The sequence below is a fragment of the Aquamicrobium ahrensii genome (assembly GCF_040545755.1).
Lineage (GTDB): Bacteria > Pseudomonadota > Alphaproteobacteria > Rhizobiales > Rhizobiaceae > Mesorhizobium > Mesorhizobium ahrensii.
On sequence record NZ_JBEPMN010000012.1, the window covers coordinates 83,083 to 99,028 of the forward strand.

General features: G+C 63.6%; 17 protein-coding genes. 3 read left to right on the forward strand and 14 right to left on the reverse strand.

The annotated features are described in order from the left end of the window. Positions 1 to 23: 23 nt before the first annotated feature. The 5 genes from ABID44_RS14420 to ABID44_RS14440 all read right to left on the reverse strand — a co-directional run bounded on the left by ABID44_RS14420 (position 24) and on the right by ABID44_RS14440 (position 3,369). Entirely contained in the window at positions 24 to 932 is a 909-nt protein-coding gene (locus tag ABID44_RS14420; protein ID WP_354152409.1) for a DMT family transporter, read from the reverse strand. An 87-nt stretch (positions 933 to 1,019) separates the two neighbouring features. Further along, positions 1,020 to 1,445 carry a DUF1178 family protein gene (locus tag ABID44_RS14425; protein WP_354152410.1) on the reverse strand — a complete coding sequence of 142 codons (426 nt, stop codon included), beginning with the start codon at positions 1,443 to 1,445 and terminating at the stop codon, positions 1,020 to 1,022. Then, positions 1,442 to 2,302 carry a carbon-nitrogen hydrolase family protein gene (locus tag ABID44_RS14430; RefSeq protein WP_354152411.1) on the reverse strand — a complete coding sequence of 287 codons (861 nt, stop codon included), beginning with the start codon at positions 2,300 to 2,302 and terminating at the stop codon, positions 1,442 to 1,444. Before ABID44_RS14430 ends, ABID44_RS14425 begins: the two co-directional genes overlap by 4 nt. 18 nt (positions 2,303 to 2,320) lie before the next feature. Then, entirely contained in the window at positions 2,321 to 2,584 is a 264-nt protein-coding gene (gene grxC / locus ABID44_RS14435) for a glutaredoxin 3 (RefSeq protein WP_354152412.1), read from the reverse strand. A gap of 29 nt (positions 2,585 to 2,613) precedes the next feature. Further along, complete coding sequence (locus ABID44_RS14440) at positions 2,614 to 3,369, reverse strand: double zinc ribbon domain-containing protein (protein WP_354152424.1); 756 nt, start codon at positions 3,367 to 3,369, stop codon at positions 2,614 to 2,616. A 92-nt stretch (positions 3,370 to 3,461) separates the two neighbouring features. On the opposite strand from ABID44_RS14440, the gene ABID44_RS14445 reads away from it, so the two are divergent. Then, a complete protein-coding gene (locus ABID44_RS14445; RefSeq protein WP_354152425.1) occupies positions 3,462 to 4,334 on the forward strand; it encodes a methyltransferase domain-containing protein in 873 nt (290 codons plus the stop codon). Between the two features lie 159 nt (positions 4,335 to 4,493). Here ABID44_RS14445 and ABID44_RS14450 read toward each other — a convergent pair whose 3' ends face one another. Then, the gene (locus ABID44_RS14450; protein ID WP_378226853.1) at positions 4,494 to 5,111 is read right to left on the reverse strand and encodes a transglutaminase-like cysteine peptidase; all 618 of its coding nucleotides are present in this window, start codon (positions 5,109 to 5,111) and stop codon (positions 4,494 to 4,496) included. A gap of 140 nt (positions 5,112 to 5,251) precedes the next feature. Continuing rightward, positions 5,252 to 6,529, reverse strand: coding sequence for a polyhydroxyalkanoate depolymerase (locus tag ABID44_RS14455; protein ID WP_354152413.1), 1,278 nt, complete (start codon positions 6,527 to 6,529; stop codon positions 5,252 to 5,254). A 239-nt stretch (positions 6,530 to 6,768) separates the two neighbouring features. Here ABID44_RS14455 and yihA point away from each other — a divergent pair, with 239 nt between their 5' ends. Continuing rightward, positions 6,769 to 7,452: a ribosome biogenesis GTP-binding protein YihA/YsxC gene (gene yihA / locus ABID44_RS14460; RefSeq protein ID WP_354152414.1), complete on the forward strand. Its 684-nt coding sequence runs from the start codon at positions 6,769 to 6,771 to the stop codon at positions 7,450 to 7,452. Positions 7,453 to 7,571: 119 nt separating this feature from the next. Here yihA and ABID44_RS14465 read toward each other — a convergent pair whose 3' ends face one another. The 6 genes from ABID44_RS14465 to ABID44_RS14490 form a co-directional block, all read right to left on the reverse strand. Further along, complete coding sequence (locus tag ABID44_RS14465) at positions 7,572 to 7,748, reverse strand: Flp family type IVb pilin (protein ID WP_354152415.1); 177 nt, start codon at positions 7,746 to 7,748, stop codon at positions 7,572 to 7,574. Positions 7,749 to 7,840: 92 nt separating this feature from the next. Continuing rightward, the gene (locus tag ABID44_RS14470) at positions 7,841 to 8,155 is read right to left on the reverse strand and encodes a hypothetical protein (protein WP_354152416.1); all 315 of its coding nucleotides are present in this window, start codon (positions 8,153 to 8,155) and stop codon (positions 7,841 to 7,843) included. Positions 8,156 to 8,276: 121 nt separating this feature from the next. Next, complete coding sequence (mutT, locus tag ABID44_RS14475; protein WP_354152417.1) at positions 8,277 to 8,690, reverse strand: 8-oxo-dGTP diphosphatase MutT; 414 nt, start codon at positions 8,688 to 8,690, stop codon at positions 8,277 to 8,279. Positions 8,691 to 8,694: 4 nt separating this feature from the next. Then, positions 8,695 to 9,465: a GNAT family N-acetyltransferase gene (locus ABID44_RS14480; protein WP_354152418.1), complete on the reverse strand. Its 771-nt coding sequence runs from the start codon at positions 9,463 to 9,465 to the stop codon at positions 8,695 to 8,697. 2 nt (positions 9,466 to 9,467) lie between these two features. Next, entirely contained in the window at positions 9,468 to 10,709 is a 1,242-nt protein-coding gene (gene argJ, locus ABID44_RS14485) for a bifunctional glutamate N-acetyltransferase/amino-acid acetyltransferase ArgJ (RefSeq protein WP_354152419.1), read from the reverse strand. Between the two features lie 148 nt (positions 10,710 to 10,857). Beyond that, entirely contained in the window at positions 10,858 to 11,766 is a 909-nt protein-coding gene (locus tag ABID44_RS14490; RefSeq protein ID WP_354152420.1) for a peptidylprolyl isomerase, read from the reverse strand. 254 nt (positions 11,767 to 12,020) lie between these two features. Between ABID44_RS14490 and secA the strand changes: the two genes are divergently transcribed. Then, positions 12,021 to 14,747 carry a preprotein translocase subunit SecA gene (gene secA / locus ABID44_RS14495; protein ID WP_354152421.1) on the forward strand — a complete coding sequence of 909 codons (2,727 nt, stop codon included), beginning with the start codon at positions 12,021 to 12,023 and terminating at the stop codon, positions 14,745 to 14,747. Between the two features lie 141 nt (positions 14,748 to 14,888). On the opposite strand, the gene ABID44_RS14500 is transcribed toward secA, so the two are convergent. Next, entirely contained in the window at positions 14,889 to 15,767 is an 879-nt protein-coding gene (locus ABID44_RS14500; RefSeq protein WP_354152422.1) for a 3-hydroxybutyryl-CoA dehydrogenase, read from the reverse strand. Between the last annotated feature and the right edge of the window lie 179 nt (positions 15,768 to 15,946).

Sequence of the window (15,946 nt, forward strand, 5' to 3'; positions counted from 1 at the left end):
CAACTGAAAGTTGGCGGCGGACGTCAGCCCGCCGCCTGCTCCCGCAAGCCGGCTCTCTGCGCCCTGGTGGTGACGGCGACCCCGACCATGACGATCAGCGCGCCGAACCAGGTTTCCCACCGATAGTGTTCGCTAAGAAAAAGCGTGCCGGCAAACAGCCCCACGGCTGCGGCGACATAGCTGATCTGGCTGAGATAGACCGGCCCGCCCACCGCCTGAAGCCGGAAATAGAAGGCGAACATGGCGGCGGCGGCCACAACCTGAGCGATGGTCGCAGCCGGCGTCTCGGCCAGCGGCGCAAATGCTGACAGCCCCGGAACCAGAACAATTGCGACCAGCAGCATCGCCGCAGAGGCCAGATGGCTGCCCACCGCAAGTTCTGTCGGTCCCGTATCCGCCGGCCAGTCGATGGTGCGGTAGATGTTGCCGGCCGCCAGCAACACGGGAACAAGCAGACCGATCGCCACCCAGACCGGATCGGCTGGCTGCGCGGCTTCGCCCCGTGTGATCGCAACCATGGCGGCGCCGGCGAAGCCGACGGCGATGCCAACCATGCCGAGCGCGTTGGGGCGCTGCGTGCCGAGCAGCAGCGAAAACGCCAGCGTGACCACCGGCGAGAGTGTGTACATGATGCCGGTATAGCCCGCGCCAAGCCTCGGAATGACCGAGAAGACGACAAGATTGGGCAGAGCATAGGATAGAGCGGCGGCGATGAAAAAATAGCGAAGCCGATGCCCGGTCAGCTTCGTTCGCTGGCGGCGCACAAGCAGAACGCACAGCAGCACGCCGCCTGCGCCCAGCGAGATGACGAAAGACCACACCGCCGGATGAACGCCCGCAGCGGAGGCGATCTTGCCGAGCGGAAGACCGACGCCGAGCAAAAACCCGGTGATCACAAGAAGGCCGGCGGCCGAGTCCCAGAGCGCTTTCATGCAGTCAAGCTACCCCGCCGGGCCGGGCGCGCAAAAGAGTCAATGATGGCCAGGATGATTGGGCCACGCCGCGAACCCGCAGACGGCTCAGTTCCTGTCGTCGGGGAAAACGGGGATCGGCATGAATTCGACGCCGTCTTCCGCAAGATCTTTGGCCTCTTCGAGCGTCGCTTCGCCATAGATGCCGCGCGCATCGGCCTCGCCGAAATGAATCTTGCGGGCCTCCTCGGCGAATTTGTCGCCGACATAATCCGTATTCTCGCGCACCTTCGCCGCCAGCGCCTTCATCTCCTCCAGCGCCCGGCGTTGTGCGTCGCCCATGGCCAGCGCCATCTTCTCCTTCTTTTCCGAAGTGGAAACGGCCGGCGCCATCAGCGCCTTGTCAACCCTGGACGAGCCGCAGGTCGGGCAATCGACGAAGCCGCGCTTCTTCTGGACCTCGAAGTCATCGCTGCTGCGGAACCACGCCTCGAACTCATGGTCGTACTCGCAGACGAGGGAAAAGCGGATCAAGTCCCGGCCCTTTCGATTGTCCGGCCGGCGGCGTCCGCCAGAGTGAAATCCCGTGCGTTCTTCAGATTGGGTATCTTGCCGCGCGCCGCCGCCGACTGGGCCGGGTCGATCTGGGCCACGATGACCCCCGGTCGGTCGTGATCGGCCTCGGCGAGGATGCGGCCCCACGGATCGATGATCAGCGAGTGGCCGAAAGTCTCGCGTCCGTCTTCATGCTGCCCGCCCTGCGCGGCGGCGACGACGAAGGCCCCGTTCTCGATGGCGCGCGCGCGCAGCAGCACATGCCAGTGCGCCTCGCCGGTCTGGCGCGTGAAGGCGGCCGGCACGGTCAGAACCTCGGCTCCGGCCAGAGCTTCGGTGCGGAAGAGCTGCGGGAAACGCAGATCATAGCAGATCGCGAAGCCCAGCCTCACGCCATCGACCCCGGCGGTCACGGCCTGCGTTCCGGGTTCGTAGGCCGCGGATTCACGCCAGCTCTCGCCGTGATCCAGATCGACGTCGAACATGTGGATCTTGTCGTAGGTGGCGAGCACTTCGCCCTTCGGGGAGAACAGAAGCGCGCGATTGGCGACCTTTCCGTCCGCGCGCCGGATCGCCGTGGAGCCTATATGCAGGAATATGCCGAGGTCTGCGGCCAGCCGACGCGCAGTCGCGACGACGATGTCGCGATCCTCCGATACGAACAGCTTTTCACGGGCGTCCTTTTCGCGCACCATCGCGCCGGTCATTTCAGGCGTCTGCACATAGGTGGCGCCCAGACCGGCCGCTTCCCGAACCAGCGCTTCCATATCCGCCGCATTGCGATCCGGGCTCATGCCCGAACGCATCTGCACCGCCGCCGCCCTGAACACACCCATCTGCGTCATCCTTCCGTTTCAGACGCCTTGCGCCAGCAGGGCGTCGAGCTTGCCCGCCGCTTCCAGCGCATGAAGATCGTCGCAGCCGCCGACATGCGTGCTGCCGATGAATATCTGCGGAAAGGTAGTGCGGCCATTGGTGCGTGCAATCATTTCCTGACGCACCGTAGGCGAGAACGAGGCGTCATGCTCGTTATAGGCGACGCCCTTGCGCTCCAGCAACCGCTTGGCCGCCGTGCAATAACCGCACATGGCGCGCGTATAGATGTTTACATCGACCATTGGTCAACAATCCTGCCTCTTTATGCGGCTTATATAAGCACTGTCGCATCAAGCTGGAAGTCCCCCTCGCCACCAGCCGGCAACACGCGGGCGAAGGTGAGCACATCGACCGCGCCCGCACCTCCCTTCTTCAGCGACGCGGTGACGGCCCGGACCGTGGCTCCGGTGGTGTAGACGTCATCGATGAGCAACACCCTGCGCCCCGCAATTGCGAGCGCCCCTTCCGGCGGGATACGGAAGGCGCCGCGCAGATTGTCCTCGCGCTCCCGCCGTTCCAGCCCCACCTGCGGCAGGGTCTGGCGCACGCGGGTCACCGCTGCCGGCTCGAAGCGCAGCCCCGAGGCTTTCGCCAGCGCCCGCGCAAGCTCGGCCGACTGGTTGAACTTGCGTTTGAAAAACCGTCGCCAGTACAGCGGCACCGGCACGATAATATCCGCCTCGGCCAGCAGTTCGCTTCCCGCCCGCAGCATCCATTCGGCCATCCATGGCGCGAGGTCGGTCCGGTCGTGATATTTCAGTCCACGCACCATGTCGCAGGCCACGCCGCTATAGACGACGGCCGAACGGGACCGCTCGAACGGAGGCGGATCGGCGAGCGCCTCGCCGCACAGGAAGCCCTCGCCCATATCGTGGGAGAACGGCGTTCCCATCACCGGGCACCAGGGTTTCTCCAGGAAGGTAAGGCGCGGCCAGCAGGCGCCGCACAGCACGCCGGGCCGGCTGACATGACGGCGACAGCCAGCACAGACCGGCGGAAACAGGATTCGCGCCGGCCATTCGAGCATGGTTTTGCCAAGCCCCTTGATCTCCCCCCTCCAATCAGCCACCTGATTGCCAGTTCGCAAACGTAGCAGAAAAGCTGGAAACACAATACGTGGTGCAGACCCTCTTCGATACAGCCCTGTGGCTGACGCACAAGCGCAGGGCGCTGGCCCGCAAGGTGGCCGACAGCGACTTCCTGATGCGCCGTGTCGCCGGCGAACTGGCCGAGCGGCTTTCGGCCGTGGAGCGCCGGTTCGGCGAGGCGGCGGCGCTGTTTTGCCAGACGCCGGCGGCAATCGAGGCGATGGCGGAAACCGGCAAGGCCGGGCACATCACAAGGGTGGAATGCGAGGCCGGCTTCTGCAGGGGCGATGATGCGCTGTTCGCGCCCTTCGAGACCGTCCCTTTCGAACCACAGAGCCTCGACCTCGCCGTCTCGCTGATGTCGATGCAGACGATGAACGACATTCCCGGCATGCTGGTGCAGATAAAGCGGGCGCTGCGACCTGACGGGCTGTTCCTCGGCGCCCTCGCCGGCGCGGGCACGCTGACGGAACTGCGCGAAAGTCTGCTTGCCGCCGAAACGGAGCTTTACGGCGGCATCAGTCCTCGTGTTGCTCCTTTCGTCGATGTGCGCGACGCGGGCGCCCTGCTCCAGCGCGCGGGATTCGCGCTGCCGGTCACCGATGTCGAGACCATGACGGTGCGCTACGATCACCTATTCGCGCTGATGGCGGACCTGCGCGCGATGGGCGAAACCAATGCGCTTGCCGACCGAACGCGCCGCCCCGCCACCCGCACCCTTTTCACCCGCGCGGCCGAAATCTACGCCGAGCGCTTCTCCGATCCGGACGGCCGCATCCGGGCAAGTTTCCAGATTGTATGGCTGTCGGGCTGGGCGCCGGACGCCTCGCAGCAGAAGCCGCTGAAGCCCGGAAGTGCGAAAATGTCGCTCGCCAAGGCGCTGGAGCATCCGACGAAACAATAGCGCAATTCCACCGCGACGCGGTTTTATGTCCGGAATTGCACCGGCCTCAACGAGTTGGAATATCGCCGCTATTCCAGGAAAAGCGGGAAGGCTCCAATCCTGCCACCCGGCGGAACGCCCCCCGCCAGTTCGGCCTGCTGTCTGAAAGCTTGCTGTGCGTTACTGGACGGAACCGACCAGAACCTGCTGATCGTCGCGGATCGAAACCCAGCGCCCGGTGTGATTCGATGCCTGCCGCTTCAAAAAGCGGTAACCGGTCTGCTCCCATGAGCGAACGTCGTCACGCAGATTGTCGAGTACGAAATCGCCCTTGCTGGTGCGCACGGTCAGGACCGCGTGGCCCTCGCCATCGGGCTTGCGGACCACCGTGATGAGGAGGTTCGACAGCGAAACGCCCATCGCATGCAATTGACGGCGCTTTTCCAGAACATAGTCCTCGCAGTCACCGACACCGTTGTCGGGATAGGTCCAGACTTCTTCCTTGCCGTAGATTTCGAGATCGCTCATGGGTTTGACGGCGGCGTTGACCTCGGCAGAGACCTCGACCAGCATGTCCCACAGCTCAGGCGTCATGCGGGTCGGACCACGGTCCGCGGGACGGACAGAGCACTCGGCCTGGTTGGCCTGACAGAACTCGTAGTGGCCGATCGGCTGCGAGGTGATGCCGCCGGTGGCCATGGGGCCGGCATAGGCGGCCGAAGCCATCGCCGCCGCCGTCAATCCGATCATCGCTGTCATGACGGCGCGCAGGCGCAGCCTTGCCGGTAAGGAGATCATCGTCCCCGCTATCCCTATTTGTTAACGAAACGTTAACGGTGATTTACACTTCGTGTCAATCGAAGGGACGGACTGCTTCACGCTATGGTTACCGGGCGCGGCGAATGTGCAACACCCGGGGCTTGTCGCCACGCTCAGGATCAGGAAACGTCGGATCGGACCAGACGCGGCCGGGATGCGGAACCGGGCTTCCCGCGGTTGCTGGCGATGAAGTCGACGATGCGCGGCGCGATCTCCGATCTGAAGCGCGAACCGTTGAAAACGCCATAGTGCCCGACGCGCGGCTGCATATAGTGCGCCCGCTTCGCGGCAGGAAGGTTGACGCACAGATCATGCGCGGCCTGGGTCTGACCCAGGCCGGAAATATCGTCGTTCTCGCCCTCTACGGTGAACAGCGCCACGTTGCGGATCGCGCCCGGATCGACAGGTTCGCCGCGATGCAGCAACTCGCCCTTCGGCAGCGCATGGCGGATGAACACCGCATCAACGGTCTGCAGATAGAACTCGGCCGTCAGATCCATCACCGCGAGATACTCGTCGTAGAAATCGCGGTGCTTTTCGGCGCTGTCCCCGTCATTCTTGACGAGGTGCATGAAGAAGTCCTTATGGGCGATGATGTGGCGGTCGAGATTCATGCTCATGAATCCCGACAATTGCAGAAATCCGGGATAGACTTTCCGCCCGAAGCCAGGCGCCGGCCAGGGCACGTCCATGACCACGTTGTCACGAAACCAGTCGAGTCCTTTTTCCTCGGCCAGCACATTGACGGCGGTCGGGCTGCGGCGTGTGTCGATCGGCCCGCCCATCAGCGTCATGGAGGCCGGCGCCAGCGGATCGCCGCGCTGCTCCATGACCGCGACGGCGGCGAGAACCGGCACCGAAGGCTGGCAGACAGCCATGACATGGGTGTCCGGCCCGAGGAAACGCAACATCTCGACGACATAGTCGATATAGTCGTCGAGATCGAACCCACCCTCGCCCACCGGCACCATGCGGGCGTCGATCCAGTCGGTGACGTACACATCCGCGTGCGGCATCATCGTCTCCACCGTGCCGCGCAGCAGCGTGGCGTAGTGGCCGGACATAGGCGCGACAATCAGGAGCTTGGGGTCGGGACGGCGCTGCGCCGGCAGATCGCGCTCGAAACGCAGCAGGTTACAGAAGGGGCGCGCCCACACCACCTTTTCCGCCACGTCGACGGTCGCCCAGTCCACCTTGGTTTCATAAAGGCCGAATTCCGGCTTGCCATAGTGGCGCGTGGTGCGCTCGAACAATTCAGCGGTCGCCGCGACGGAGCGTCCCACCAACGTCCCGGAGAACGGGTTCAGGGGATTTGAATAGAAGGAGCGCATCGCATCCGCGAACGCCCGGGCGGGCTGCAAGGCGGCATGGTTCAGTTCGTAGAGCTGGTAGAACATCAAGGGTCCTTACTGGCTACGACCTATGAGGACGGCGGCGCCGGACCATCAATGTCGGATGGTGAAATTAACAACATATTGCTGCGGCGCAATATTTGATGCAACATTCTTCCAAATTCCTGTGCATGCGGCGTAATTCCGCCCGCCGGCTAACACCGCCCGCCAGCCGACCGTTCTGGACGCGTTGGTCTTTGCCCCCTATAAGCGCCTCTCGTTTCGGAAACCGCGAAAGGCAACCGATGACCGGCCCCGATCACAACACCGCCGCCAAGGCCCCGCCTTCCGGTCTCGACGTCACCCTTTTCACCCGGCCCTGGATATTTATCCGTGGCGTTCCGGCCATGAAGTTCCTTCCGCCGGAAGGGCCGCCTGAAATTGCCTTCGCCGGCCGCTCCAATGTGGGCAAGTCCTCGCTCATCAACGCGCTGGTGAGCAAGAAAGGTCTTGCCCGCACATCCAACACGCCCGGCCGCACGCAGGAACTCAACTATTTCGTGCCGGACGGCTTTTCCGGCACAGGCGACGACCTGCCGCCGCTGGCGCTGGTCGACATGCCCGGCTACGGCTATGCGCAAGCGCCCAAGCAACAGGTGGACGAGTGGACGAAGCTTGTCTTCGACTATCTGAAGGGGCGCGTCACTCTCAAGCGCGTCTATGTGCTGATCGACGCCCGTCACGGGATCAAGGCCAATGACGCGGACGTGCTGTCGCTGCTCGACAAGGCGGCGGTGTCCTACCAGATCGTGCTGACCAAGACGGACAAGATCAAGGCCGCCGGCGTCCCGCGCCTGATCGAGGAAACGCTTGAGAAAATCCGCCGGCGTCCGGCGGCCTTCCCGGCCGTGCTGGCGACCTCGTCGGAAAAGAGCGAAGGCCTGGAGGAGTTGCGCGCCGCCATCGTTCAATGCGCTCGCGGCGAATAGAGCGTTCCGCCGAAAATCATATGCGGCTTGTGGACTGTTCCGATACCCGCTCAAGGTGTCGGGGCGGCCCTGGAAAAGAGGCGTCGCTCGGGGTTTTTCGGGCCCCGGCTTTTGGAAGCCTATTTAAGCGCCTGGCTGATCTGGCCTTCGTTCGAGCTCCACATGGCCACCACCTCATCTGCCGCGCCTCCCACAGCAACGATGATTGCAAGGGTGATCAAGGTGGCGATGAGGCCATATTCGATCGCGGCGGTACCGTTCTGGTCGTCAAGGAAATACCGGATCAGTCTCGCCATCAGCGAATTCTCCTCTTTGGGCGGGGAGAATAACCGCTGGGAATTAAGGAAGGTTAACGCAACAGCCTTAACGGCCAGTGAACGGCCTGCCCTCAGCAATCGCCGCTTCTGGCTCCGTTCGCGCGGATGATGCAGACAGCCGAGGGTGCGGGCTGCAAAACGCTGCGCCGCACCGTATATGTACCGCCGCGCGCTATGGATCCGGTCGTCATGAAGTCGAGGCCGCCCTGCTCCTTCCGCGACCATTGTTCCGGGGTCCGTCCCGCCAGCCAGGAGGCGGCGAACAGGGACAGCGCCACCGCAATCATTCCGAACAACAGTGTAATTCGCAGGATGCCGATACCGGCCCTTGCAGCCGCACCGCCACGGCGGCGACGTTCCGGATTCCAGTCGCTGTCGAGACTCAAAATGGCCTCCCCCCGAAAATTGCCCGGTCCCCGCCCGACCTGAAATGGTCCAAAGCCAGCTTCAGTTTTTCATGACGTGGTTAATCCCGCATTAACGCTGCGGGCCGTCGCCGCGGGACCCTTACAGGAGGTCGATGAGGAAGGGGATCAGCGGTGCGTCCGCCGGCGGCATGGGATAGTCGCGCATCTGGCGCGGCTTGACCCATTTCAACGCCTGCGCCTCCCGCGGCTGCGGCGTGCCGGTGAAGCGGCGACACACATAAAGCGGCATCAGCAGATGAAAATCGTCATAGGTGTGACTGGCGAAGGTCAGCGGCGCGAGGCAGGGAATCTGGGTTTCGATGCCGAGTTCCTCGCGCAATTCACGCACCAGGCATTCTTCCGGCGTTTCGCCCGCCTCCACCTTGCCGCCGGGAAATTCCCACATGCCCGCAAGCTGCTTGCCTTCCGGCCGTTGCGCGATCAGCACCCGTCCGTCGGCGTCGACGAGCGCGCAGGCGCTGACCAGCAAAAGACGTTTCGGCTTGTCGGTCACGTGGTCAGGCTCCGGGCGGGCGGCGATAGTGATAATGATAGACTTCGGTGAAGCCGAAGGACCGGTAAAGCGCCACCGCAGGCTCGTTGGCGGCTTCCACCTGCAGCCATGCCTGACGCGCCCCGCGCAGGCGCGCCCATTTCAGCGCCGACAAAAGCAGCTTGCGGCCATGGCCCTGACGGCGCTGTGCGGCATGCGTCGCCACCTCGAACAGGCCGACCAGATCGCTGTCGTGCACACAGATCATGGTGGCCAGCGGCTCGTCCCCGCGCTCCATGGCGAACAGTCCGGTTTCCGGTTGTATTGCGCCGATGATCTCGGAAAGGCCCGCCCGTAGGGACGGGTCCGCCCCCTGCACATTGAGGGCGGCGGAAACGAAACGGCCGATATCCTTGAGCGGTATCTGGTCGATGGCCTCGTCTACCGGCGCTTGCGCCAACGGCAGACGCATGACCAGCGATTCATCGAAACGCGCCCAGCCCTCAGCGTCGAACCAGTCCAACAGCTCCGGGCCAGACAGCGGCGAGACGCGGAAAGTGAGCGGACGGCCGTAGGAATAGAAACGGCGGGCCGCGCGCGCCACCCGCTCGGGAATATCAGCCACATCTCCGGGATCGAGCGGATTGACGGAATTGAGCCGCTTGGCCGGATGGCCGGCGGTGAGGCGGATCACCCAGGTGCCGTCATAGTGGACGGCGGCCGCCGGCCATGCGCGGAAGCCCGCCGCTTCGAAGCGGCGTACCGCGGCCAGTTGCTCGCTCGGATGAATCAGCACGCTCAGCTCCGATAATCTCCGTTGATGGCGACATATTCCTTGGTGAGATCGCAGGTCCACACCGTGGCCTTGCCGCGGCCGATGCCCAGATCGACACGGATGGCCACCTCGTCACGCTTCATATAAGCGGATGTCGCCTCTTCCGAATAGGAAGCGTCGCGCTCGCCCTCATGGGCAAGGCGGTTGTCGCCGAACCAGATCGACAGCCGGTCGCGGTCGGCCGGCTCGCCGGCCTTGCCGACAGCCATGACAACGCGGCCCCAGTTGGCGTCCTCGCCAGCGACCGCCGTCTTGACCAGCGGCGAGTTGGCGATGGAAAGCGCGACGCGCCTGGCCGAGCGCGCCGACTTCGCCCCCTCGACGGTGATCTCGATCTGCTTGCGCGCGCCCTCGCCGTCGCGCACCACCTGCAAGGCCAGCGACTTCATGATCTTGCCCAGCGCACGCTTGAAGGACGACAGACGCGGGTCCTTGACGTCGGTGATGGAAGGCGCGCCGCGCCTTGCGGCCGCACCGGTGGCGAACAGCAGCAGCGTGTCGCTGGTCGACGTGTCGGAATCGACGGTCACCGCGTTGAAGGTCTTCGCCGTGCCGCCCGACAGCAGCGCCTGCAACACCGGCGCGGCGATCGGCGCATCCGTTGCGATGAAGGAGAGCATGGTCGCCATGTCCGGCGCGATCATACCTGCGCCCTTGGCGATGCCGTTGATGGTCACATCCACATCGCCGAGCCTGACTGCCGCCGTCGCCACCTTGGGATAGGTGTCCGTGGTCATGATGGCGCTGGCGGCTTCCTTCCACAGGTCGGGGCGCGCATCACGCACCAGACCGTCCAGAAGATTGGTGAAGAGCGCGGGATCGAGCGGTTCGCCGATCACGCCGGTGGAAGCAAGAAACACTTCCCCTTCGTCGCAGCCCGCCGCCTTTGCGGCGGCATCGCCGGTCGCCGATGTCGTCTCGCGCCCTTTCCTGCCGGTGAAGGCGTTGGCGTTGCCGGAGTTGACCACCAGCACCCGCGCCCTGCCGCCCGTGAGGTTCTGGCGGCAGAAATCGACTGGAGCCGAAGGGCACTTGGAGCGGGTGAACACGCCGGCCACGGTCGTGCCCGCGTCGAAGACCATGGCCAGCAGGTCGGTCCGGCCCTTGTACTTGATGCCCGCCTCGGCGGTCGCCATGCGCACGCCCTCGATGGCCGGCATTTTCGGATATTTCTTCGGAGCAAGCGGGGAAACGGCGGCGGACATGAGGCCTCGGCTGCATAATGATGGAACGCGACAGGATTTGCCCCATAGCGCGGCGTCACGCAAGGCGTTTGAGGACCAGCGCCGGCCTCTCAAAGCAAAAGGCCGGCGCTGTGACCGGCCTTTTGCTTTCTCAAACTGCAAAGATGGCTTATTCGCCGTCGGCGCTCTCGACAGCCTTCTTCAGATCGGCATCCGGAATGTCGACCTTGGCGGCAGCCCGCGCTTCCTTCACCAGCTCGAAATACTTGTCACGGATGAGCAGCGACTTGACCTGCTCCTTGACCAGATCAAAGGCCGGCGGCTGCTTGGCGCGCTTGTCCTCGACCTTGATGACATGCCAGCCGAATTGCGACTGCACCGGCTCCTTGCCGTAGCTGCCGACATCGATGTCGAAAGCGGCCTTCTCGAACTCGGGCACCATCTGGCCGGGGCCGAAATAGCCGAGGTCGCCGCCGCTGGTCTTGCCGCTCGGATCGGTGGTGTGCTCGTTGGCCAGCGTCTCGAATTCCGCCCCGCCATCAAGCTCCTTGACGATCTTGTCCGCCTCTTCCTTGGTCTTCACCAGAATGTGGCGGGCGTGGACCTCATTGACCGGCGGGGTGGCCGCGATTTCCTTGTCGTAGCGGGCCCGGATTTCGTCGTCGGTGATCTTGCCGACAACTTCCTTCTCGACAAGCTGGCCATGCAGGGCGCGGGCCTGCAGGAAGGCGACACGGCGCTGGAAGTCCTCATCCTTGTCGAGGCCATCGGCGACGGCCTTGCTGGAGAGAACCTTCACTTCGATAGCGGCGGAGAGGGCGGCGGCGCGGCGCTGCGCCTCCGGAAGCTGCGCGAACTGCTGGGCAAGCTCGCTCTGCGCCAGCTCCAGATCGGCCTCGGTGATCGGCTGTCCGTCCACAGTCGCCACAACGGCCTTCGGATCGACCGGCGCGGCCGCCTCGGTCGCCTGCGCGGCGGGAACCTGCTCCTGGGCCGCGAGCGGCGCCACTGCCAGAGCGGAGAGGCTCACGGCCAGGCCGAGGCTGGCGAGCGTTACGCGGCGATAAGAAAAGGGCATGAAAGAAACTCCGGTGGGGATTGCAGTCAGGTTAAACACTTCCAGTCAGCGAAAATGTGGCGGAATTCCACGCATTCCCGTGAAAAAGTTCGTGCCGTTGACATCGGTGGTGGCGACTCTTATCTGTCCCACGACTTTGCGTCCATAACCGTTTTTGCGGCGGTTTATGGTGTTCCCTATGCGCAAAGGCGGTTATGACGGGGCAATCCGGCTTCCGCCGCGATATTCAGGATTGCAATCGAAAGGGCCATTTCATGGTCAGTCTTGGCGGTTTCGCCCGTAAGATCTTCGGCTCCTCAAACGATCGGCGCATCAAGGCGACCAGATCCCGCGTGGCGGCCATAACCGCGCTTGAGGACGAACTCAAGGCGCTCTCCGACGAACAGCTAAGGGCGCGCACCGACGAATTCCGCAAACAGCTTGCCGAAGGCGCGACACTCGACGACCTTCTGGTGCCGGCCTTCGCCACCGTGCGCGAGGCAGCGCGCCGCGTTCTCGGCATGCGCCCCTTCGACGTGCAGATGATCGGCGGCATGGTTCTGAACAATGGCGGCATCGCAGAGATGCGCACCGGCGAAGGCAAGACCCTGGTCGCCACCTTGCCCACCTATCTCAACGCGCTTGCCGGCAAGGGTGTTCACGTCGTTACGGTCAACGACTATCTCGCCTCGCGCGACGCCAACTGGATGGGCAAGCTGCATCGCTTCCTCGGCCTCAGCGTTGGCATCATCGTCCACGGCCTCTCCGACGAGGAACGGCGCGAGGCTTATGCCTGCGACATCACCTACGCCACCAATAACGAGCTTGGTTTCGACTACCTGCGCGACAACATGAAATATGAGCGCGCGCAGATGGTCCAGCGCGGCCACAACTACGCCATCGTCGACGAGGTGGACTCCATCCTTATCGACGAGGCGCGCACGCCGCTCATCATCTCCGGTCCGCTCGAGGACCGTTCGGAAATGTACAACACCGTCGACGCCTTCATCATCCAGCTCAAGCCGGAAGACTACGAGGTCGACGAAAAGCAGAAGACGGCGATCTTCACCGAGGACGGCACCGAGAAGCTCGAAGGCATGCTGCGCGACGCCGGTCTGCTCAAGGGCGAGGGTCTTTACGACGTCGAGAACGTCGCCATGGTCCACCATGTCAACAATGCGCTGAAAGCCCACCGCCTCTTCCAGCGCGACAAGGACTACATCGTGCGCGATGACGAGATCGTCATCATCGACGAGTTCACCGGCCGCATGATGCCCGGCCGCCGCTATTCGGAAGGCCTGCATCAGGCGCTGGAGGCCAAGGAGCACGTCCAGATCCAGCCGGAGAACCAGACGCTGGCCTCCGTGACCTTCCAGAACTATTTCCGCATGTATGAAAAGCTGTCGGGCATGACCGGCACGGCGCTGACCGAGGCGGAAGAATTCGGCAACATCTACGGGCTGGAAGTCACCGAGATCCCGACCAATCTGCCCGTTCAGCGCATCGACGAGGACGACGAGGTCTACCGCACTGTCGAGGAAAAGTACCGGGCCATCGTCAAGGAGATCAAGGAGGCGCGCGTCAAGGGCCAGCCCATCCTTGTCGGCACCACCTCGATCGAAAAGTCCGAAGATCTCGCCACCCTGCTTCAGAAGGCGGGGCTGAAGGACTTCGAGGTCCTCAACGCCAGACACCACGAGCGCGAAGCCTCCATCGTCGCACAGGCCGGCAAGCCCGGCGCGATCACCATCGCCACCAACATGGCCGGCCGCGGCACCGATATCCAGCTCGGCGGCAACGCCGACATGCGCATCGAGGAAGAACTGGGCGACATGCCCGCCGGCCCCGAGCGCGAGGCGCGCGAAAAGGCCATCCGCGAGGATGTGGCCAGGCTGAAGGAACAGGCGCTGGCCGCCGGCGGCCTTTACGTTCTGGCCACCGAACGCCACGAATCGCGCCGTATCGACAACCAGTTGCGCGGCCGCTCCGGCCGTCAGGGCGACCCCGGCCGCTCCAAGTTCTACCTCTCGCTTCAGGACGACCTGATGCGCATCTTCGGTTCCGAGCGCATGGACGGCATGCTCCAGAAGCTCGGCCTGAAGGAAGACGAAGCCATCATCCATCCGTGGATCAACAAGGCGCTGGAAAAGGCGCAGACGAAAGTCGAAGCCCGCAACTTCGACATCCGCAAGAATTTGCTGAAATATGACGACGTCGCCAACGACCAGCGCAAGGTGGTGTTCGAGCAGCGCCTGGAACTGATGGATGGCGAAGGCCTGGGCGAAACCATCGCCGAGATGCGCACCGGCGTCATCGAGGAAATCGTCAACAAGGCCATTCCCGAAAACGCCTATCCCGAGCAGTGGGATCTGGTGGGCCTCAGGGCGGAGGTCGCCCAGTATCTCAACCTCGACCTGCCGGTCGAGGATTGGGCCAAGGAAGAGGGCATCGCCGAGGAAGACATTCGCCAGCGCCTCACCGAAGCAGCCGATACCGCCGCAAACGACCGTGCCGAGCGGTTCGGCTCCGATGTGATGAATTATGTCGAGCGCTCCGTGGTTCTGCAGACGCTCGACCATCTGTGGCGCGAGCACATCGTCAATCTGGACCACCTCCGTTCCGTGATCGGTTTCCGCGGCTATGCCCAGCGCGACCCGCTGCAGGAATACAAGGGCGAGGCCTTCGAGCTGTTCCAGGCGATGCTTGGCAATCTGCGTCAGGCCGTCACGGCGCAGCTCATGCGCGTGGAACTGGTCCGTCAGGCCGCGGATGCGCCGCCTCCGCAGGCGCCCGAGGCGTACGGCCAGCATATCGACGCCACCACCGGTGAGGACGATTTCGGCGATTCGGCCGTGTTGCTGCGCACAGAGACCAGCGCAACGGTCGCGCCCGAAGACCGCGACCCCGCCAATCCGGCGACATGGGGCAAGGTCAGCCGCAACGAAGCCTGCCCCTGCGGCTCAGGCAAGAAGTACAAGCACTGCCACGGCGCTTTCGCCTGACCGCGCAGGCAAGCCGCCGCCGGCCGAACCTGATTAAACGAAAGCGCGCATGAAAATGCGCGCTTTCGTTTATTTCAGCGGATGCCCGTTTATCGTGAAGCTGCCCGCAAAGGCAGGCGAATATCCTGGGAGGATGACGCCTCAGCGCGTCGGCACCGGATGCTCGCCACGGTAGTCATAGAAGCCGCGCCCGGTCTTGCGGCCCAGCCAGCCGGCCTCGACATATTTCACCAACAGCGGGCAAGGACGATATTTCGAGTCGGACAGGCCATCATGCAGCACCTGCATGATCGACAGGCAGGTGTCGAGGCCGATGAAATCGGCAAGCTGCAACGGCCCCATCGGATGATTCGCCCCAAGGCGCATCGCCGTGTCGATCGCTTCCACCGAGCCCACCCCTTCATAGAGGGTGTAGATCGCCTCGTTGATCATGGGCAGCAGGATGCGGTTGACGATAAAGGCCGGGAAATCTTCCGACACCGTGATCGTCTTGTCGAGCTTGTTCACGTAGTCCTTGGCCGCCTCGAAGGTCTGGTCCTCCGTGGCGATGCCGCGCACCAGTTCGACGAGCTTCATGACCGGCACGGGGTTCATGAAATGTATGCCGATGAAGCGCTCGGGGCGGTCGGTCTGTGCGGCCAGGCGCGTTATGGAGATCGAGGAGGTATTGGTCGCAAGGATCGCCGTCGGATTGAGCTGCGGGCAAAGCTCCGCATAGATCTTGCGCTTGACCATCTCGTCTTCGGTGGCGGCCTCGATGACGAGGTCGGCGGCTGCGAGATCGGACATGGAGTGGGCGGCGGAAATGCGCGAGAGCGCATCGTTGCGCGCCTTTTCGTCGAGCTTGCCCGACGACACCTGCCGGGCCATGTTGCCGCTGATCGTGGCCAGCCCCTTCTCGATGCGGTCCGACGAGATGTCGTAGACCAGCACATCGAAGCCCGACAAGGCTGAAACATGGGCGATGCCGCCGCCCATCTGCCCCGCTCCGACGATGCCGACCGTTCCGATCTTGCTCATTCCTGACCTCGTCTCACTGAATTTTGTGCAGCGCAAACTAAAAGGACGGGGCGACTTCGTCTACCCCGTCCCTGACAGTTTAATACGCTCTTCGTGTCCCGGTCAAAGCGCCTTTTGGAGTTCTGGCAGGATGGTGAAGAGGTCGCCGACGATGCCGTAGTCGGCGACCTGGAAGATGG